22 protein-coding genes are annotated in these 17,569 nt (G+C 43.9%); 15 read left to right on the forward strand and 7 right to left on the reverse strand.

The window, feature by feature from the left end; translation table 11 throughout:
* Window positions 1–3 precede the first annotated feature (3 nt).
* The 5 genes from ACINWC323_RS07320 to ACINWC323_RS07300 form a co-directional block, all read right to left on the reverse strand.
* A complete protein-coding gene (locus tag ACINWC323_RS07320; RefSeq protein WP_009513038.1) occupies window positions 4–972 on the reverse strand; it encodes a hypothetical protein in 969 nt (322 codons plus the stop codon).
* A 162-nt stretch (window positions 973–1,134) separates the two neighbouring features.
* On the reverse strand, window positions 1,135–1,494 hold the full coding sequence (locus tag ACINWC323_RS07315; protein WP_004775651.1) for a roadblock/LC7 domain-containing protein: 360 nt from the start codon (window positions 1,492–1,494) through the stop codon (window positions 1,135–1,137).
* A 386-nt stretch (window positions 1,495–1,880) separates the two neighbouring features.
* Window positions 1,881–2,543 carry a hypothetical protein gene (locus ACINWC323_RS07310; protein ID WP_005226755.1) on the reverse strand — a complete coding sequence of 221 codons (663 nt, stop codon included), beginning with the start codon at window positions 2,541–2,543 and terminating at the stop codon, window positions 1,881–1,883.
* 15 nt (window positions 2,544–2,558) lie between these two features.
* Entirely contained in the window at window positions 2,559–2,984 is a 426-nt protein-coding gene (locus ACINWC323_RS07305; protein ID WP_005226757.1) for a ClpXP protease specificity-enhancing factor, read from the reverse strand.
* A 14-nt stretch (window positions 2,985–2,998) separates the two neighbouring features.
* Entirely contained in the window at window positions 2,999–3,658 is a 660-nt protein-coding gene (locus ACINWC323_RS07300) for a glutathione S-transferase N-terminal domain-containing protein (protein ID WP_032881565.1), read from the reverse strand.
* Window positions 3,659–3,784: 126 nt separating this feature from the next.
* Here ACINWC323_RS07300 and ACINWC323_RS07295 point away from each other — a divergent pair, with 126 nt between their 5' ends.
* Window positions 3,785–4,180 carry a hypothetical protein gene (locus ACINWC323_RS07295; protein WP_009513060.1) on the forward strand — a complete coding sequence of 132 codons (396 nt, stop codon included), beginning with the start codon at window positions 3,785–3,787 and terminating at the stop codon, window positions 4,178–4,180.
* A 63-nt stretch (window positions 4,181–4,243) separates the two neighbouring features.
* Here ACINWC323_RS07295 and rpsI read toward each other — a convergent pair whose 3' ends face one another.
* A complete protein-coding gene (rpsI, locus tag ACINWC323_RS07290) occupies window positions 4,244–4,630 on the reverse strand; it encodes a 30S ribosomal protein S9 (protein ID WP_004775642.1) in 387 nt (128 codons plus the stop codon).
* A gap of 12 nt (window positions 4,631–4,642) precedes the next feature.
* Window positions 4,643–5,071 (reverse strand): 50S ribosomal protein L13, encoded by a 429-nt coding sequence (rplM, locus tag ACINWC323_RS07285; RefSeq protein WP_005226762.1) that lies wholly within the window; start codon window positions 5,069–5,071, stop codon window positions 4,643–4,645.
* A 268-nt stretch (window positions 5,072–5,339) separates the two neighbouring features.
* On the opposite strand from rplM, the gene ACINWC323_RS07280 reads away from it, so the two are divergent.
* The 14 genes from ACINWC323_RS07280 (at window position 5,340) to hisS (ending at window position 17,556) form a co-directional block, all read left to right on the forward strand.
* Window positions 5,340–5,981 carry a hypothetical protein gene (locus ACINWC323_RS07280; RefSeq protein WP_032881566.1) on the forward strand — a complete coding sequence of 214 codons (642 nt, stop codon included), beginning with the start codon at window positions 5,340–5,342 and terminating at the stop codon, window positions 5,979–5,981.
* A gap of 65 nt (window positions 5,982–6,046) precedes the next feature.
* The gene (locus ACINWC323_RS0119135; RefSeq protein ID WP_032881567.1) at window positions 6,047–6,400 is read left to right on the forward strand and encodes a hypothetical protein; all 354 of its coding nucleotides are present in this window, start codon (window positions 6,047–6,049) and stop codon (window positions 6,398–6,400) included.
* A 222-nt stretch (window positions 6,401–6,622) separates the two neighbouring features.
* Window positions 6,623–7,609 (forward strand): 4-hydroxythreonine-4-phosphate dehydrogenase PdxA, encoded by a 987-nt coding sequence (gene pdxA, locus ACINWC323_RS07275; protein WP_009513057.1) that lies wholly within the window; start codon window positions 6,623–6,625, stop codon window positions 7,607–7,609.
* A gap of 40 nt (window positions 7,610–7,649) precedes the next feature.
* On the forward strand, window positions 7,650–8,462 hold the full coding sequence (gene rsmA, locus ACINWC323_RS07270; protein WP_009513026.1) for a 16S rRNA (adenine(1518)-N(6)/adenine(1519)-N(6))-dimethyltransferase RsmA: 813 nt from the start codon (window positions 7,650–7,652) through the stop codon (window positions 8,460–8,462).
* The gene (locus tag ACINWC323_RS07265) at window positions 8,462–9,301 is read left to right on the forward strand and encodes a symmetrical bis(5'-nucleosyl)-tetraphosphatase (RefSeq protein WP_009513106.1); all 840 of its coding nucleotides are present in this window, start codon (window positions 8,462–8,464) and stop codon (window positions 9,299–9,301) included. Before rsmA ends, ACINWC323_RS07265 begins: the two co-directional genes overlap by 1 nt.
* 156 nt (window positions 9,302–9,457) lie before the next feature.
* Window positions 9,458–10,729 carry a glycosyltransferase family 4 protein gene (locus ACINWC323_RS07260; protein WP_032881568.1) on the forward strand — a complete coding sequence of 424 codons (1,272 nt, stop codon included), beginning with the start codon at window positions 9,458–9,460 and terminating at the stop codon, window positions 10,727–10,729.
* Window positions 10,730–10,761: 32 nt separating this feature from the next.
* Entirely contained in the window at window positions 10,762–11,313 is a 552-nt protein-coding gene (locus tag ACINWC323_RS07255) for a phosphatase PAP2 family protein (protein WP_009513084.1), read from the forward strand.
* A gap of 107 nt (window positions 11,314–11,420) precedes the next feature.
* Window positions 11,421–11,621 carry a Fe-S cluster assembly protein IscX gene (gene iscX / locus ACINWC323_RS07250; RefSeq protein WP_005226785.1) on the forward strand — a complete coding sequence of 67 codons (201 nt, stop codon included), beginning with the start codon at window positions 11,421–11,423 and terminating at the stop codon, window positions 11,619–11,621.
* Between the two features lie 107 nt (window positions 11,622–11,728).
* Window positions 11,729–12,160, forward strand: coding sequence for a nucleoside-diphosphate kinase (gene ndk, locus ACINWC323_RS07245; RefSeq protein ID WP_004775629.1), 432 nt, complete (start codon window positions 11,729–11,731; stop codon window positions 12,158–12,160).
* A 121-nt stretch (window positions 12,161–12,281) separates the two neighbouring features.
* Window positions 12,282–13,517 carry a dual-specificity RNA methyltransferase RlmN gene (gene rlmN / locus ACINWC323_RS07240; protein WP_009513049.1) on the forward strand — a complete coding sequence of 412 codons (1,236 nt, stop codon included), beginning with the start codon at window positions 12,282–12,284 and terminating at the stop codon, window positions 13,515–13,517.
* Between the two features lie 17 nt (window positions 13,518–13,534).
* Window positions 13,535–14,341: a type IV pilus biogenesis/stability protein PilW gene (pilW, locus tag ACINWC323_RS07235; RefSeq protein ID WP_032881569.1), complete on the forward strand. Its 807-nt coding sequence runs from the start codon at window positions 13,535–13,537 to the stop codon at window positions 14,339–14,341.
* Window positions 14,332–15,129 (forward strand): helix-turn-helix domain-containing protein, encoded by a 798-nt coding sequence (locus ACINWC323_RS07230; protein ID WP_009513036.1) that lies wholly within the window; start codon window positions 14,332–14,334, stop codon window positions 15,127–15,129. Before pilW ends, ACINWC323_RS07230 begins: the two co-directional genes overlap by 10 nt.
* A gap of 22 nt (window positions 15,130–15,151) precedes the next feature.
* On the forward strand, window positions 15,152–16,267 hold the full coding sequence (ispG, locus tag ACINWC323_RS07225) for a flavodoxin-dependent (E)-4-hydroxy-3-methylbut-2-enyl-diphosphate synthase (protein ID WP_005226789.1): 1,116 nt from the start codon (window positions 15,152–15,154) through the stop codon (window positions 16,265–16,267).
* Complete coding sequence (hisS, locus tag ACINWC323_RS07220) at window positions 16,264–17,556, forward strand: histidine--tRNA ligase (RefSeq protein WP_009513080.1); 1,293 nt, start codon at window positions 16,264–16,266, stop codon at window positions 17,554–17,556. Before ispG ends, hisS begins: the two co-directional genes overlap by 4 nt.
* Window positions 17,557–17,569: the final 13 nt, after the last annotated feature.

Below are 17,569 nucleotides of genomic sequence, written 5' to 3' on the forward strand. Positions count from 1 at the left end.
TCCTTAAAGCCCAAAGCGGCGTCTGATTTTGCCGAAAAATTTATTTAAAAAACCTTTTTGTTCAATCGTTTGTTCTTCAGCTTCTGTTTTTAAGTAATGACTTTCTGAAGCAGGAATAATGCCGCCATTGTTCGAAATCATGCAGGCCGCAATAAACTGTTGAACCGTTTGAATGGGAAGTTTTAGCTGTGTGGCGACCTGATAAAGTTGCGCGCCTTGTATAAAGCAGGCTGAAAGTAGGAGGGCGGTTTTACGACCTTCGCTTTGAGCAGGCTGCGGCCAGTATTCGATTTTATAATATTCATTTTCATTGGGTGCCAGACGTTGGAATTCGATCGAGTGCCAAAACAGATTCCAGACCCAGTCCTGTAAGTTATATTCCACTTTACGGGACACTTTAGTGAAATTGGAGGTGGTTGCAAATTCGTATTTAAAGCTGTGATTGGTTTTGGTATGAATGCGTGTCGGCTCCAGCCAGGCAATTTGACTACGGGTATCGATGATGGCCAAGGTGCCGTGATCATCAAAAAGATGCAGTCTGGCATTCTCGGGATTGAGCATATTCGTCAAATATTTTTCATTAATGGCATTGTGGCTGGAAACGCGTTCGGTTTTGGGTTGCTGGGATTGTTGATGAGAGAGATAGCTCAGTAGACGAAACTGAATCCAGTTTTTTAATGCCTCGCTATGCTGAAACGGTAAATACAGGGTATTGTGTTGTTCGATATGATGTGAGCCTTCTCCTTTCGCCACTTTTAAGCAGAGTAGTTGTTTTTGTTTTAAAATGCGTTGAATGCCTTCGGACTCGAAGAAATTTTCATTGATTAATAGTAAGTCGATATTGGGATCGGCAATATTGATCCAGTTTATGCCAAACTCGTGTGGTATGGTTTTTCTAAGTTCTATTTTTAATTCATCTGAAACTTTTAAACTTATACCTGAAATTGCGATATTAATGCAATGTCCATTCATAGTATCACTTTAATGTTTTTAAAATATTGGACTGCAAAAAATAGCCATTATACTAAAGGCTAATAATAGGAAACTTGTATTATTTCTATTTTATGATAATGAATAAATAAAATAGAAATATATACAAGAAACCTAATGTATTAAATATTTTTAAATTAAGAATTAAGCAAAATCTAACTCTTTTTCGAAGGTTTTAAGTTCGTGACGCGCCATGGCAAGATTTGATTTGGTACGGTCTAAAACAAGATAAAGGAACAAATTGCCATTGCTTTCTAATGGACGGATCAAGTGATATGCCTTACCTAAGGTGATCAGGATATCTTCAATATCATCGTTAAGTTTCAATGAGTTGGCTACGCGGCGTTTGGCGCGGATAACTTCGGTATTACCAGCAGCTGCCAATTCTAAATCCAGTGAACCCCCACCTTGTGTTGCTAGCGCCAAACCGCTTTCTGTATCTACTAATGCTGCTGCAACGAACCCATCAATATTTGTTAAGCTTTCTAATGAAATTTTAGCCATGATTTTATCTCTACTGATACATCTTTGTTTATGAATTTATATATACACTACTTTTGTTTTTGATTAGTTTTCAAAAGTAGATAAAATTATTATAGGAAACTCTTTTATTAAATCAATCATGCTTTAGATTAATTGAAATTTAAGGAGTGCTAATAATTGACATTTTTTGTCAGATTAACAAATAAAAATATTAATTAAGATGAATAATTAATTGTTAGTGTGATTTTATTCACATTAATAATTGAGATAAATATGTAATTAGGATTGTAAATAAATGTAAATTTATTAATTAGAAAGTTTGAATTGTTATTTTAATAATGATTAATTTTCTACTAAAATGATGATAAAGAAAGAATTTAATTCTTTCTTTATCGGCTTATCTCAAATCAGCCAGAGATTAACTGGCAATATGAACAATACAAAAATATAAGAATGACCAATGCGACCAAAGGAGAAACAAGATAGGCCCAGCCGGGTACCACTGGCGGGACAATATCAGCAGCTTCATGCGGCTCATGAGCCACAGGTTTGGCCTGATTCACCATCTGGTTAAACTCCTGCATGGTAGCTTCAAGAGAAACCTCTTCTTGAACAACCGGTTTGGAGCCCAGTAACTCTGTCAAATGGTTGGTTGACCAGACCCAGTCTTCCGCTTGGCCGGATAGATGTTCAATTTGACCCATTAACAGTTCGGTCAGTCCGGTTTGTCCGAAGCTGCCGGTCTGGTCAAGTTGTTTTAACTCCGCCAGTTGTAAGGCCAATACTTCTGAAACACTATTTTCGAGTTCAGCCGCTTTAAGCTCAGACTGATTATGCGGGGAGGTGGTCAGGTGACGAGCAATCTCTTGGATATAAAGCGGATCAGCGGTTTGAACTTCCTGATAAAGTTTCTGGGGATTCTGTTTCCATAGGCTGATTAATTGTCCAAGAGTTAAAATATTGACTTCATCAATATAAGACTGTTTTTCTTTTGGAGAATATTGGCTAAAAAGCTGCGGTTTTTGAATTTTAATCTGTTCAGCAAAATACTGAACCAAGTCAAATGCCATTGTGTCTCTCCTTGCTTAATCTAAAATTCTGAGTGAAGGTTTCTTTTTCGTAGGTTCTGCTTCTTGCTTGGTTTGTTCTGTTTCTGGTGCAGCAGTTTCTTCCATATCTTCATATTCAGAAGGATCAAAGAATAGGCCTTGTCCATTTTCTCTGGCATAAATGCCAAGTACGGCACGGATAGGCACATAAATTTCTTTGGCAACACCGCCAAAACGGGCGGAGAAAGTGATTGCATCATTACTCATATGCAGTTGATGCACTGCATGCGGTGCGAGGTTCAAAACAATTTGCCCATCTTTTACAAATTGTAGCGGAACATCTGTGTGCGGTTGGGTTGCATCCACTAACAAATAAGGCGTCAGCTGGTTATCGCAAATCCATTCATAAATGGCACGAGCAAGGTATGGGCGTGTAGGCGTAAAAGTTATTTGCTCAGACATAATTGAAAAACTTATTAAATCGTAGAAATCAATTCATTGTAGCTGTTTTTTTCTTGAGCTGTCATTGATTTAATGAAAGATGGGCGGCTAAAGATACGATGACAATACAAGAAAATCGGTCGGCAATGCTGTGCCGGTAATTCGATTCCCATACTTTTAAGACGCAAGAAGATCGGGGCTAGCATGCAGTCCAGAATGGAGAAGGTTTCTGACATGAAAAATGGAAAATGCTGAAACAGGGGCGTCAGTGAGATCAAGGTGTCCCTGAGTTCTTTTTGCGCCTTTTGTTTTTGTTTCAGGTCCAGGCTATCGGCATGTCTGAGCATATGATCTGCCAGTTTGAACCAGTCCTGTTCAAAGCGCCAGATATATTGACGTTGTTCTGCTCTGGCCATCGGTGCATCGGCATAGAGTTTATTCTGGCGATAACGGTCATCCAGATATTCGGCAATCACGTTGGTTGAAAATAATTTCAGATTTTGTTCAATCAACATCGGAAGCTGATTGTAGGGATTGAGGTCTGCCAAATCCTCATCTTCATGGTCAGTGATAATGAGCTGATATTTGATTTGTTTCTCAGCCAGTAAAAAACGAATCCAGTGTGAGCGGAAATCATCTGCATGACTATAAAGCGTGATGCCTTGCATAGGGCTTGGGGGATTTTCTAAAGACATAAATCCAAAAAATTCTGATTGACTGTTTAGAATACTAAAATTAACGTTGGAAAGCACTTAAACATTAATAATATGAGCCTTACAGAATAGATTTATTATTCAATAAGTTCAATGAGAGAAAATAGAATGAAACGAGATTACCTGATGGTATTGTGTGGTGTGTTGTTACTGGGTGGTTGTGCGGGGGCACCTCATGGTTCGGAACAGCACAATGTATCTTCAATCGACGGTGGGGCGGCAGCTGATGCCGTGATTGTTGCTGGGGCCGATGATGCTCGTGAGCAACCCTATGGCGGCATTAAAAAACAGTATGTGGTCAAAGGCTGTCAGGTGACTATTTATAATGATGGACCGATCCAGATGGTACATGAAAAAACCGGGCAGCCGTGTAATGCACCGATCCCGAAAGACCATCAATTTTCGAAACCTGCCCGAAGTTATCAGCAAAATGGCTGTACCGTCACCGAATTTGCTGCTGCCGATGGCATGGGCGATGCCGTTATGGATTGTTCTAAAAAGTAATAAATCATAGGCAATAAAAAACCTCGGAAAATCCGAGGTTTTTTTGTCCAATTCGTAAAACGATTAACGTTTAGAGAATTGAGGACGTTTACGTGCTTTACGTAAACCAAGTTTCTTACGTTCAACTTCACGAGCATCACGTGTAACGAAACCAGCTTGACGAAGAGCAGGTTTTAAGTTTTCGTCAGCAGCGATCAATGCACGAGTAATACCGTGACGGATAGCGCCTGCTTGACCACCAATACCACCACCTTTAACAGTGATGTAAAGGTCAAATTTTTCAGTAACTTCTAAAAGTTCTAAAGGCTGACGTACAACCATACGAGCAGTTTCACGACCGAAATATTGCTCTAAAGTACGATTGTTGATTACGAGTTTGCCTGTACCAGCTGACAAGAAAACACGTGCAGTTGCGGTCTTACGGCGACCTGTACCATAATTAGTAGCCATGTGCTGTATCCCTTAGATGTCCAAAACTTGTGGCTGTTGAGCAGTATGAGGATGCTCGCTACCAGCGTACACTTTCATTTTTTTGATCATTGCATAACCAAGAGGACCTTTTGGTAACATACCTTTAACCGCTTTTTCTAAAACAGCTTCAGGTTTGTGAGCAATTAACTTCTCGAAGTTAGTCTCACGGATACCACCAGGGAAACCAGTATGGCGATAGTATTTCTTATCAAGTGATTTGTTACCAGTCACTTGAACTTGTTCAGCATTGATCACAACGATGTAATCGCCAGTGTCAACGTGAGGAGTATAAGAAGTTTTGTGCTTACCGCGTAAACGACGAGCGATTTCAGTCGCAAGGCGACCTAAAGTTTTGCCAGAAGCATCAACAACATACCAATCGTGTTGAACTTCAGCTGGCTTAGCGCTGAGAGTTTTCATTTAAACCACTACCTATTATAGTTGGTTTGGACGGTGGAATCTGTCCAAACAAAAGGAGACCGAATTCTACATGAGTTTATATCCATGCACAAGAAAAAAACGCTACCGAAGCCAGAAATTGCTGCAATGTGACTGAATTGGGAACTATTCGGCGGTGAGTTGCAGGGCCTGTTATTTCGCTTGAGACAGCGCCGGGTTTAACCTATTATTTTTTATGCCAATTATTTGAAATAAATAGAAGTATTTACCTCTTCTCTCGGGGAATTTGATGAAGTTGTCGTTTTCTACAAAAATGGTAGTAGTCACCTTGCTGGTGGGTGTTTGTGCGACCCAGACCCATGCACGACGACTGTATAAATGGGTCGATCAGACCAGTGTGACCAATTATTCTGAATTCCAGCCGAAAGAGGGCACTAGCCGTAAACTTGAAGTGCTGGAAAGTCGGGGCAACGATCATATTGATCCTGCAATGGCGGTTACCGCTGAAATGAAAGCCATCGAAATTCCGGTAGATCCGCTGAATCTGCAAGGGACATCAAGTACTACATTGGCAACTCCCGCACCTCAGTTACCCGCACCGACTACTCAGACCATTGTAAAGCAAGGGGCTATGGTCGCTGCTTATGCCCGTCCAGCCAGTACAGTCGTGAACACCACAGCACTTGAGAAAAAAGAAGCTCCACTTCAGCAGGCGCTGCCAGCCGCAGAAAAAAAAGACAGCATCAACAACCCTTTTGCTGACAAGGCAGTAAGTACGGTTGCCGTGAGTGAAAAAAAAGAAGAAATGGCTTTGGCGCAGCCGGAGAAGAAAGCACAGCCCAAAGTGAATCCATGGACCCGAAAGGTCGAATTTGTTCCTTCCAATCTTGTTCCACAGAACCTGTCTAAAGCTTTGCTGCCTGAACGCTGAACCAGCAGCTTGATTGAACGGATAAAATAATGTTTTATGAGTGTGAATCCAAATAAAAAAGACTCATGATGCTGCGCGTAAAACAATTTCTGTTGGGCTGTCTGTTCGGACTTGTCACAACTTATTTCATTCTGATCACCGGGTTTGGAATCTATTACGGTTTTAGTGGAATGGTTGGCGTGGCTTTAGTCAGCATGTTTATGCATTTCACTCCTTTTCCATATCTGCTTTATTTGGCTGGTGGGCTGATTTTTTTCTGTATTCCAGCGCAGCGTTTTAGTCAGACCCATCGCCAACTGTGGAAATGGCTGGCCATTGCTATTGGGGTTGCTGGGCTCTTGATTTGCTTGTCAGAAATTGCGCATGTGCTCGGCTGGTTAAATGCCGAGTTTCATTTGCCACGAAAACCGGAAGACTAAATACTTCAACACTCATATTTTGACCTTTATAAAGGCTGAGCTTAGCAATGGTTTAGGCAAAGACCGTGCCGATTTTAACGAAGAGCTATTACATTTTTGGCTGTATGTCCTGTAATAAAGGACTATTGCTGACCTTTAAACAGAATTTATCAAAAGGTAGGGCTATAGCTGCTTTTAGATTTTGGTTACACTAGCAGTAAATCAAAAAGACTGGCGCTAGATATGCTTCCTTTATATGTCACTTCAGGTGAACCGGCTGGAATTGGTCCAGATATCTGTCTGAGTCTGGCGGAACGGATTGATGAACGGCCGCTGGTGGTATTGGCTGATATCGAAATGTTGCAGCAACGTGCCAATCTACTTGGTTTAAATGTTGAACTGATTGCTTATCAGGGACAAGCAGCATCGAGTTTGCAGGGGCAGCTCTTTGTTGAACATGTGCCTTTGGCAAAACCGGTGAATTTAGGGCAGTTAGACTCTGCCAATGCGGCTTATGTATTGGAACAATTGCGTCGTTCGGCTGATTATGCCATGTCTGGACAAAGTGTCGGTGTGGCCACGGCGCCTGTACAGAAGTCCGTTATCAACGAGGCGGGCATCGCGTTTAGCGGACATACCGAGTTTTATCAGGAGTTTGCTGGTATTGATCGTGTGGTGATGATGCTGGCGACCAAAACGCTACGGGTGGCTCTGGCAACCACTCATTTGCCGTTGCGCGATGTGCCTGCTGCCATTAGTCCAGAACGTTTACATCAGGTGCTTGATATCCTGATTCATGACTTAAAAACCAAATTTAAAATTTCTGCGCCGCGTATCTTGGTATGTGGTTTAAATCCGCATGCGGGTGAGGACGGCTATTTAGGTCGTGAAGAAATTGAGGTGATTAATCCTGTACTGGAAAGCTATCGAGCGCAGGGCGTAAACATGAGCCTGAGTTTGCCAGCAGATACCTTGTTTACCCCGGAAAATCTCAAAGATGCAGATGCAGTTTTAGCGATGTATCACGATCAGGGCTTACCTGTGTTAAAATCACAGGGCTTTGGTGAAGCAGTAAATATTACATTAGGCTTGCCATTTATTCGAACCTCTGTCGATCATGGTACGGCACTCTCTCTTGCAGGCACTGGACAGGCAAAAGCATCGAGCTTGCATGTTGCAGTGGATTTAGCACTTGATTTGGCAAGAATCTCCCCCAGCCCCTCTTTATAAAAGAGGGGGGAATTAAGTTTCAAATATTGAGTATAAATATATGTATCAAATTAATGCCCTAAACCCTAAAGATGAAGGGCATCAGGCTCGAAAACGTTTTGGTCAAAACTTTTTACATGATCAACGTGTGATTGCCAAAATTGTACGCTCAGTGAATCCTCGTGCGGGCGAAAATATTGTTGAAATTGGCCCTGGTCTGGCAGCATTGACCTCACCGTTAATTGGTGAGTGTGATGCGTTGACCGTAGTTGAACTGGACCGTGATTTGGCAGCAGGCTTGCCAGGCCGTGTACCACATCCTGAGCGTTTGACCATTGTTGAAGCAGATGCTTTGAAGTACGACTTTACCCAGCTGTTTCAGGACGGCCGCCCACTACGTGTAGTTGGGAATTTACCCTATAACATTTCAACACCACTGTTGTTCCATCTCTTGGAGTTTGGTGACAAAGTCAAAGACATGCATTTCATGTTGCAAAAAGAAGTGGTGGACCGTATTACCGCAACACCCAATACCAAAGAATATGGTCGTCTGTCGGTCATGATTCAGTATTACTGCAAACCAACTTTCTTGTTTGAAGTACCGCCGGGATCATTTAACCCTCCGCCAAAAGTGACGTCAGCAGTTTTCCGTTTAGAGCCTTACGAAACCAAACCGATTGTGGCAAAAAATGAGAAAGCGTTAGCACGTTTGGTGGGGCACGTATTTACTCAACGCCGTAAAACCTTGCGAAATAGCTTAAAAGGCATGCTGGTGGAAGATGGCTTTGAAAAAGCCGGGGTTGATCCAATGGCGCGTCCAGAAACCTTAAGTCTGGCAGATTTCGTGGCGCTTTCTGATCAGATGGTGGCCTGATGTCTAAGCGCTATAATTATGTCGTTGGTGATGTGCAAGGCTGTTTTGAAGCACTAAAAGCGTTGCTGAAAGAAATCCGCTTTGATCCGGACCAAGACTTTTTATGGTTCGCTGGCGATCTGGTGGCGCGTGGTGAAAACTCGGTCGGTGCCTTACGCTTTATTAAAAAGTTGGCTGACCGTGGGGCCGCTGCAACGGTGTTGGGTAATCATGACCTGACCTTGATTGCCTGTGCGCGTGGCTTTAAAAAAGCCAAAGAAAAAGACCATACCCAGGAAGTGATTGACGCAATTGATGGCGATGAGCTGATTGACTGGCTACGTAAACAGCCTTTAAGTCTGTCTCCAAATCAACACACTTTGATTACTCACGCGGGCGTACCCTGTATCTGGAGCGCTGAAAAGACAGTTGCATTGGCGCAAGAAGTGCAACAGGTTGTTGCGCATGAAGATCTCTCGGTGCTGGATGCTTTTCTGGCAGAAATGTATGGCTCACAGCCGGATCTGTGGTCAGATGAGCTGAAAGGTATGGCGCGATTGCGTTGTATCACCAATTATCTGACCCGTATGCGCTTAACCGATGCCGAAGGTCGTCTGGAGTTTGAATTTAAGGATGCACTCGATGCACCGATGCCAGCGGGTTTTCAGCCGTGGTTTGAATTTGAAAGTCAGGCCGCACAAACCCATCAGCTGATTTTTGGACATTGGGCGGCATTACAGGGCAAGACCATTAGTCCTCAAATTCAAAATGTGGATGGTGGCTGTGTCTGGGGACAACAATTGGTGGCTTTGCGTTTAGAAGATCAGCAGCTTTTTGCGGTAGAGAACCCGCTTGCCTGATGGATGCAGTGCTATTTTTAGATGCCCATTTTTGCTTGGGAAATGGGCATTTTTTATTTTAAGACTGTCAAAAAACTGTCATACACTGATCATTAAAGTGTCAAAAAATGCTTATAAGCTAAAAGCATGAAAATAACGACACAAATGGATGGCGATATGCAGAGTACATACGCGACATCTCTATTCAAGCAAGAGTTTCCTGAAAATTTTAAATTTTACTTTAAAAGGAAACAACTCAAAAATAAACAAGATGAATTGTCTGAACTGCATGATCTGGTTCGTCCTCGTCTCCGTATCGCGATTGTGACTGAAACCTGGCCCCCGGAAATTAATGGTGTGGCTTTATCCATGATGCAGTTATGTCAGGGTTTACAGCGACTTGGACATAAAATCTTACTGGTACGTCCCACACAAAAAACAGTCTGTACCGAATTCCATCCCGATCAGGAATGTCTGGTGATGTCTCAGCCGATTCCCAAATATCCGAGTGTGCAATTCGGATGGCCACAATATCTCAAGGTGTCTAAAGCCTTTGAGAAATTTATGCCGGATGTGGTGCATATCGTCACAGAAGGGCCTTTGGGACTAACCGCTTTGCAGGCCGCAAAATCGCGAAAGGTTGCAGTGTCGAGTGGCTTCCATTCAGCCTTTCATGACTTTAGCCGGTTCTTTGATCTGGCTTTTCTGGTCAAGCCGATTCAACGTTATCTGACCTGGTTTCATAACAGTACTGATGTTACCTGCGTACCTAGTCAATACACCGAACAGGCTTTACGCGGTTTTGGCGTAACCTGTCCTTTGGTGGTGGTCGGACGTGGTGTGGATACAGAAAAGTTTTCACCGAAACATCGTTCAGAACAGCTTCGCCAACAATGGGGCGCTGATGCAGATACCCGTGTCATGCTATATGTCGGGCGTTTGTCACCTGAAAAAGAAGTCGATGTGCTGATCAAGAGTTTCCATGCCTTACAGGCACAACAAGGCAAAAACACTAAATTCGTGATTGTGGGCGAAGGGCCAGACCAGACACGCCTGAGCAAAATGGCGCAATCCAGTGATGTGATCTTTATGGGAAGCCTGAGCGGGAAAGCGCTTTGGGCGGCTTATGCCAGTGCCGATGTGTTTACCTTTGCCAGTCAGGCTGATACCTTCGGAAATGTGGTGTTGGAAGCCATTGCCAGTGGTTTAGCAGTGGTGGCCTACGATTATGTTTGCGCACATCAACATGTTCGGCATGGGGTCACCGGCTGGTTGAGCCAGCTTGGAGAGACCACGGATTTTATTCAATCCATTTGTCATTTACCTGCGCTACCGCAATTGAGACAAATGGGCTTACTGGCCAGCGAAAGCGTACAACACAGCAGCTGGCAGTTTCCGGTACAACAATTAGAACATGCATTTTATCAGGTCGTGAGGAGTCACCCATGACGCCGACCTAAATCCTGAAGAGGAGAAAAAGTATGAAATTTCAAAATGCAAAAATAAAAATGCTGGATCTCGATTTAAAAGGGTGTGTCTATCTCAACCATCTTTCACAGTCGCAACGTATCGCTTTATTTTTTAAAACGATTAGCCGATTGGGTGATGGGCCATTTTGGTATGTCATGTTGCTGTCAGTTTGGGCGATGCATGGCTTGGCATATGGGGTGCAGATCTTGTATCTGATCGGGGCGGGTTCTGTAGGCACCTTGATTTATAAATTTTTAAAACATAAAACTACCCGTCCAAGACCTTATCAGGTGCATCAGGTCATTGTCTTAGGGGAGCGACCGCTCGATCATTTCAGTTTTCCCTCAGGCCATACCTTACATGCGGTCATGGTCACCATCACTTTGGGTTATATCCAGCCCCTGTTATTAATCCTGATGCTACCGTTTACGATCTTGGTCGCATTGTCACGGATGATTCTGGGACTACACTATCCAAGCGATGTCATTGTCGGTGCAATGATTGGTGCATCGGTGGCAAGTGCGATCATTTTGCTGGCACCGAGCTTTAATCTGGTTCTGTAACGCCTTTTACCAGCGTTTTAGCGACAATTTAGCACTTCAACACTATCTCTTAAATCCGGTGTTTTGTTAAAGTAGGCTCAATCACATACATTTATTCAGGTTGTTATATGGGCTTACGCTGGACAGATACGATTGATATTGCAATTGAACTTACCGAAGCACATCCAGATGTCGATCCACAATGGGTACGATTCACCGATTTGCATGCCTGGGTGTGTGCATTACCAGACTTTAGTGATGATCCGAATAAATCAACCGAAGGTTTGCTTGAAGCCATTCAAATGGCCTGGCTGGATGAAGTTCGTTAAAAATTCGTCAGAAATCGCTGAACTTTTGCATATTCAAGCTGATTATTAACGATGACATCGGTATAATGCGGCAAATTTTTTAGTTTAGACCATAATAGGAGTCAATCATGGCGATTGAACGTACTTTATCTATCGTAAAACCAGATGCAGTTTCTAAAAACCACATCGGCGACATCTTTGCTCGTTTCGAAAAATCAGGTTTGAAGATTGTTGCTACTAAAATGAAACACCTTTCTCAAGCTGATGCTGAAGGTTTCTATGCTGAGCACAAAGAACGTGGTTTCTTTGCTGACCTTGTTGCATTCATGACTTCTGGTCCAGTGGTTGTTTCAGTTCTTGAAGGCGAAAACGCAGTTCTTGCTCACCGTGATATCTTGGGTGCAACGAACCCGAAAGAAGCGGCTCCAGGCACAATCCGCGCTGACTTCGCTGTAAGCATCGACGAAAACGCTGCTCACGGTTCTGACTCAGTTGCTTCTGCTGAGCGCGAAATCGCTTACTTCTTTGCTGATAACGAGATTTGCCCACGCACTCGTTAATCCAAAGTATTCGAGCCAGATAAGTGGTATACTACTTATCTGGTTTTTTATTTCTTATCGATTATATTGTGTAAATAATGCACAGTATTTTTTAGCGCTGATATTGTTTAGGTAAATATACATGAGTTCTGCAGTGGTCGTTTCATCAGAAAATTTAGATGAAAAACAACAGTCTGTTACTACGCCTGTCGTTCAAGCTGCCGAGCATAAAGTCAATTTACTTGGCATGTCTCGAGCTGAACTGGAAAAATTCTTTGAAGATCTGGGCGAAAAAAAGTTTCGCGCCGGTCAGGTCATGAAATGGATTCATCAATATTTTGTGACAGATTTTGCCGAGATGACCAATATCTCGGGAAAATTACGTGAAAAATTAGAAAAAATCTGTGAAATTAAAGCGCCTGAAGTGGTGCATCGTAACTATTCCAAAGATGGCACCCGTAAGTGGGTATTCCGTGTCGGTGATGGTGAGGGCTCGCTGGTTGAAACGGTCCTGATTCCGGCTGATGACAAAACTGGCGCGCGTAAAACCCTGTGTATTTCTTCACAAGTGGGCTGTGCACTGGATTGCTCATTCTGTTCTACCGGTAAGCAAGGTTTTCAGCGTGATTTAACCCCTGCAGAAATTATTGGTCAGCTGTGGATGGCGAACTATTCCTACATGGAAGAAGTGCCGGTTGCAGAGCGTGAACGTACTGTCACCAATGTCGTGATGATGGGGATGGGTGAACCCTTACTCAATTACGATGCTGTGCTCAGTTCGATGCAGTTGATGCTGGATGACTTTGCTTATGGCATGTCGAAACGCCGTGTCACCTTATCAACCTCGGGTGTGGTGCCAAAGATTGATCAACTGGCGCAGGACATTGATGTTGCCCTGGCAATTTCATTACACGCACCGAATGACGAATTGCGTAATGAATTGGTACCGATCAATAAAAAATATCCGTTACAGCAGCTGATCGCAGCTTGCCAACGTTATTTGGGCAAAGATGGCAATGAAAGCTCTCGTCGTCATGTCACCATTGAATATGTGATGCTGGAAGGGGTCAATGACCAACCTGAGCATGCACAGCAATTGTTAAAATTGCTGAAAAACTTACCAAGTAAAATCAACCTGATTCCATTTAATCCGTTCCCGCATGCGCCGTACGGCCGTTCGAGCCGTAACCGCATTATTGCCTTCCAAAAAACTTTGTCGGATGCCGGATTTGTGTGTACGATTCGTCAGACACGTGGCGATGATATCGATGCGGCATGTGGACAATTGGTAGGACAGGTGGCTGACCGAACCCGTCGTGCTGAACAGTGGAAAAAGAAAGTGGCGCAACGACAAGAAATATTGCGCACACAAGGATAAAACTTGGGGGAAAAGCGTTGAATACAACTCGATCAAAAACGATTATAGCGACAGCTGTTGTGTTTACTTTACTTGGCTTAACAGCTTGCCAGACGCCATCTACAACATTAAAAAAAGATCCTGAAAAAGCGGTGCAGGTGCGTACGCAACTTGCGGCAGAATATATTCGTACACGTGATCTGGATTCAGCCAAGCGTTCGCTTGATCAGGCATTAAAACTGAATTCCCGGGATGCCAACGCCAACATGATGATGGGCATCCTGCTGCAACAGGAAGGCAGCGCAGCCAATATGGAAAAAGCGGAGTCTTATTTTAAGCGTGCTATTTCCTCCGAACCAGATAATGCTCAGGCGCGTAATAATTACGGTACATATTTGTACCAGCAGCAACGCTATAATGAAGCCATTGAGCAATTTACCCGTGCGGGCGCAACTCTGGGTTATGATCAGCGTTTTCAGTCGCTGGAAAACCTGGGGCGAATCTATTTAAAACTCGGCGATGTGGCGAATGCTGAAAAAGCATTCAAACAGGCGCTACAAGCGAATCGAAACGCAACAATTTCAATGTTAGAGTTGGCGGAAATTTTCTATTTGCAACAAAATAATAGAGATGCATCGCAACTATACGAACAATATGTTCGTAATGTAGGTCAGAAAAACCAGGGTGCCCGTGCGCTTTGGATTGGTTTACGCATTGCTCGGGCAAATGCGGATCAGTTAGGAATGCAAGTGTTAGTCAATCAGTTACGCGCTTTATTTCCTGATAGTCCAGAATATCAACGTTATTTGCAATTACAGTACAGTACTGAGGCCGTATGGAAATAAATCCAAATTCACATCAGCCAACTGGCTCAACCTCGCCATCGTCTGCGTTAGGAAATATTCAACGACCTGGTGAGTATTTGCGTCAAATTCGTATTGCACAAAAGAAAGAAATTGAAGAGATTGCAAACGTATTGAACATGCCGGTCAAAACCTTGACGGCATTAGAGCAAGATGACTACAAGTCATTGCCAGAAGCGACCTTTATCAAAGGCTACTATCGTGCTTATGCCAAGCATTTAAATGCCGACGCCAGCGCGATTATTCAGCGTTTTGATGAAATCTATGTTAATGATACCGGTCTTAAAGCCAGCCATGCCCTGAATAACTCTCCGATTAAGATCATGGGGAAATTGTCAGGTTCGAAAAGCGTCCGTAACCGCAAATGGTTAAAACGCATTGCGATTGTGGCAGCGGTGGCAGTATTGGCATGGTTAGCGGTCGTGGCTGTACAGAATTGGACATCAAGCCATAAGGATGATGCGGATGTACCAAAGATCAAAAACTCTGAAGTTGAAATTCTGCCGATGGGTGGAAATACAACGGCAGCAACATCTGGTGACCAATTAGTCCTGAACTTTAGCCGACCAACCTCTGTGCATATTGTGGATGCAACGGGTAAAGTATTGGCAACAGGTCGTCAGGCATCGACCTTGAATCTGAGTGGTCAGTCGCCATTCCAGATTCGTTTGGACGATGCGACCGCTGTATCCCTGGTTTTGAATCAGGAACAGATTTCATTGTCTCCTTATACCGTCAATGGAAAAGCAGAATTCCGTTTGTCTCGTTAACGACAAAGAGTAGAGCTATACGATGATTGTGAACCCCATTAAACGTCGCCCGACACGTAAAATCCGTGTCGGTTCGGTGTATGTCGGTGGTGATGCCCCGATTAGTGTTCAAAGTATGACGAATACTGAAACCTGTGATGTCGATGCGACTGTCGCGCAAATCCAGCGCTGTGCAGATGCTGGTGCAGATATCATGCGTGTTTCTGTTCCTTCAATGGAAGCAGCAGAGGCATTTGGTGCTATTCGTAAACGTGTGACCGTGCCTCTGGTGGCGGATATTCATTTTGATCATCGTATTGCGTTGGCTGTGGCGGATTATGGTGCCGACTGTTTGCGCATTAACCCGGGGAATATCGGTTCAGATCAGAAAGTACGTGAGGTGGTTGCTGCGGCAAAACATCATGGTATTTCGATCCGTATCGGTGTGAATGCGGGTTCACTGGAAAAAGATTTACAGGCGAAATATGGCGAGCCAACCGGGCAGGCCTTGCTTGAGTCGGCAATGCGTCATATCGATATTCTGGACCGTCTGGACTTCCATGAATTCAAAGTCAGCGTAAAAGCCTCGAATGTGTTCCTGACCATGGATGCATACCGCTTATTGTCGCAACAGATTGATAATCCGTTGCACCTCGGTGTCACAGAGGCAGGCATCTATCGTACCGGTACAGTGAAATCAGCCATCGCGCTGGGCGGTTTATTGATGGAAGGCATTGGCGATACCATGCGTATCTCGCTTGCTGCCGAGCCGGAAGACGAGATTAAAATCGGGTTTGATATTTTAAAATCGTTGGGCTTGCGCTCAAACGGCATTAACTTTATTGCTTGTCCAAGCTGCTCACGTCAGGAATTCAATGTGATTCAGGTGATGCAGGCACTGGAAGAGCGTCTAGAAGATATCCGTACCCCGATGGACTTGTCTGTGATCGGGTGTAAGGTGAATGGTCCGGGTGAAGCCAAAGAAGCGGATATCGGGATTGTCGGGGCATCTCCGCGTTCACTGGTGTACCGTAATGGCGAAAAGAGCCATTTAATTGATACAAATCAGTTGGTTGATGAAATTGAAACAATGGTTCGTCAACGTGTTCAAGAGCTTGAAGAAGCAAAATCTAAAGAAATTATTCGTAGTTCATCATGAGTTCAATCGTCGCTATCAAAGGTTTTAATGACATCCTTCCAACGCAAACTGCGGCTTGGAGAAGTCTGGAACAACAACTTGCATCTTTAATGGATGCGTATGGTTATCAACAGATCCGTTTACCGATCGTTGAGCAAACCGGTTTATTCAAACGTGCTATTGGTGATGCGACCGATATCGTTGAAAAAGAAATGTATACCTTTTTTGACAAGGGGAATCCGCCTGAATCACTGACGCTACGTCCAGAAGGGACTGCGGGTTGTGTACGTGCCTTGCTTGAACATAACCTGTTGCGCGGTGCGACGCCACGTGTGTGGTATATGGGACCGATGTTCCGTTATGAAAAACCGCAAAAGGGCCGTTACCGCCAGTTCCATCAGTTTGGTGTAGAAACCTTTGGTGTGGCAACACCCGATATCGATGCCGAGCTGATTTTACTGACAGCACGTTTGTGGAAGCGTATGGGCGTTGCGGACAAGGTTCAACTTGAGTTGAATACACTCGGGGAAACCGACGAACGTGCAGAATACCGTGCTGCATTGGTTGAGTTTTTAAATCAGCACAAAGATGCTCTGGATGAAGATTCGCAACGTCGTTTAAGCACCAATCCATTGCGTATTCTGGACTCTAAAATTGAGTCGACCCAAAAGATTCTGGAAAATGCACCTAAGTTGCATGATTTCCTCAAAGAAGATTCAATCAATCACTTCCAGCAATTACAGCAATACCTCACTGATGCGGGTATTGAGTTTGTGATTAACCAGAAGTTAGTCCGTGGTTTGGATTACTACAACAAAACCGTATTTGAATGGACCACCACCATGTTGGGTTCACAAGGCACAGTGTGTGCAGGTGGTCGCTATGACGGTCTGGTCGGGCAGTTAAAAGGTAAAGCGGATCAGTCTGTGCCTGCGGTTGGCTTTGCGATGGGGATGGAGCGTTTGCTCCTGTTGCTCGAGCAAGTCGAACAGGCCAAAACAGTACGTGATTGCGAAATCTTCTTATTGGCAGAACCGGCTTATCAAGCCAAAGCGTTGGTCTTGGCGGAACAGATTCGTGATCAGCTGGAAGCGGCAAATAGCCCGATTCGTTTAAAAACAGGTTCACAAGGCAGCATGAAAAGCCAAATGAAAAAGGCCGATCAGTCGGGTGCGATTTTTGCGGTGATCCTGGGTGAGCGCGAGTGGGAATCACAGGAGCTTCTCATTAAAGAATTGGCGACAGCAGAGCAGTCTCAAGTTGCTTTGACTGAACTGACACCGTTTTTGATTGAAAAATTTAAACAATAAGTTGAAGAATTTA

This window comes from Acinetobacter sp. WC-323 (assembly GCF_000314615.1).
Taxonomy (GTDB): domain Bacteria; phylum Pseudomonadota; class Gammaproteobacteria; order Pseudomonadales; family Moraxellaceae; genus Acinetobacter; species Acinetobacter courvalinii.

What these genes read in the sequence shown, in the direction of transcription:
- ndk (WP_004775629.1), top strand. Translation starts at nt 11,729, where the DNA reads ATGGCGATTGAACGTACTTTATCTATCGTAAAACCAGATGCAGTTTCT.
- ACINWC323_RS07315 (WP_004775651.1), bottom strand. Translation starts at nt 1,494, where the DNA reads ATGGCTAAAATTTCATTAGAAAGCTTAACAAATATTGATGGGTTCGTT.
- rpsI (WP_004775642.1), bottom strand. Translation starts at nt 4,630, where the DNA reads ATGGCTACTAATTATGGTACAGGTCGCCGTAAGACCGCAACTGCACGT.
- rsmA (WP_009513026.1), top strand. Translation starts at nt 7,650, where the DNA reads ATGTATCAAATTAATGCCCTAAACCCTAAAGATGAAGGGCATCAGGCT.
- ACINWC323_RS07230 (WP_009513036.1), top strand. Translation starts at nt 14,332, where the DNA reads ATGGAAATAAATCCAAATTCACATCAGCCAACTGGCTCAACCTCGCCA.
- ACINWC323_RS07265 (WP_009513106.1), top strand. Translation starts at nt 8,462, where the DNA reads ATGTCTAAGCGCTATAATTATGTCGTTGGTGATGTGCAAGGCTGTTTT.
- rplM (WP_005226762.1), bottom strand. Translation starts at nt 5,071, where the DNA reads ATGAAAACTCTCAGCGCTAAGCCAGCTGAAGTTCAACACGATTGGTAT.
- ispG (WP_005226789.1), top strand. Translation starts at nt 15,152, where the DNA reads ATGATTGTGAACCCCATTAAACGTCGCCCGACACGTAAAATCCGTGTC.
- ACINWC323_RS07305 (WP_005226757.1), bottom strand. Translation starts at nt 2,984, where the DNA reads ATGTCTGAGCAAATAACTTTTACGCCTACACGCCCATACCTTGCTCGT.
- ACINWC323_RS07300 (WP_032881565.1), bottom strand. Translation starts at nt 3,658, where the DNA reads ATGTCTTTAGAAAATCCCCCAAGCCCTATGCAAGGCATCACGCTTTAT.
- ACINWC323_RS07260 (WP_032881568.1), top strand. Translation starts at nt 9,458, where the DNA reads ATGCAGAGTACATACGCGACATCTCTATTCAAGCAAGAGTTTCCTGAA.
- ACINWC323_RS07310 (WP_005226755.1), bottom strand. Translation starts at nt 2,543, where the DNA reads ATGGCATTTGACTTGGTTCAGTATTTTGCTGAACAGATTAAAATTCAA.
- ACINWC323_RS07280 (WP_032881566.1), top strand. Translation starts at nt 5,340, where the DNA reads ATGAAGTTGTCGTTTTCTACAAAAATGGTAGTAGTCACCTTGCTGGTG.
- ACINWC323_RS0119135 (WP_032881567.1), top strand. Translation starts at nt 6,047, where the DNA reads ATGATGCTGCGCGTAAAACAATTTCTGTTGGGCTGTCTGTTCGGACTT.
- pdxA (WP_009513057.1), top strand. Translation starts at nt 6,623, where the DNA reads ATGCTTCCTTTATATGTCACTTCAGGTGAACCGGCTGGAATTGGTCCA.
- ACINWC323_RS07320 (WP_009513038.1), bottom strand. Translation starts at nt 972, where the DNA reads ATGAATGGACATTGCATTAATATCGCAATTTCAGGTATAAGTTTAAAA.
- rlmN (WP_009513049.1), top strand. Translation starts at nt 12,282, where the DNA reads ATGAGTTCTGCAGTGGTCGTTTCATCAGAAAATTTAGATGAAAAACAA.
- ACINWC323_RS07255 (WP_009513084.1), top strand. Translation starts at nt 10,762, where the DNA reads ATGAAATTTCAAAATGCAAAAATAAAAATGCTGGATCTCGATTTAAAA.
- hisS (WP_009513080.1), top strand. Translation starts at nt 16,264, where the DNA reads ATGAGTTCAATCGTCGCTATCAAAGGTTTTAATGACATCCTTCCAACG.
- iscX (WP_005226785.1), top strand. Translation starts at nt 11,421, where the DNA reads ATGGGCTTACGCTGGACAGATACGATTGATATTGCAATTGAACTTACC.
- ACINWC323_RS07295 (WP_009513060.1), top strand. Translation starts at nt 3,785, where the DNA reads ATGAAACGAGATTACCTGATGGTATTGTGTGGTGTGTTGTTACTGGGT.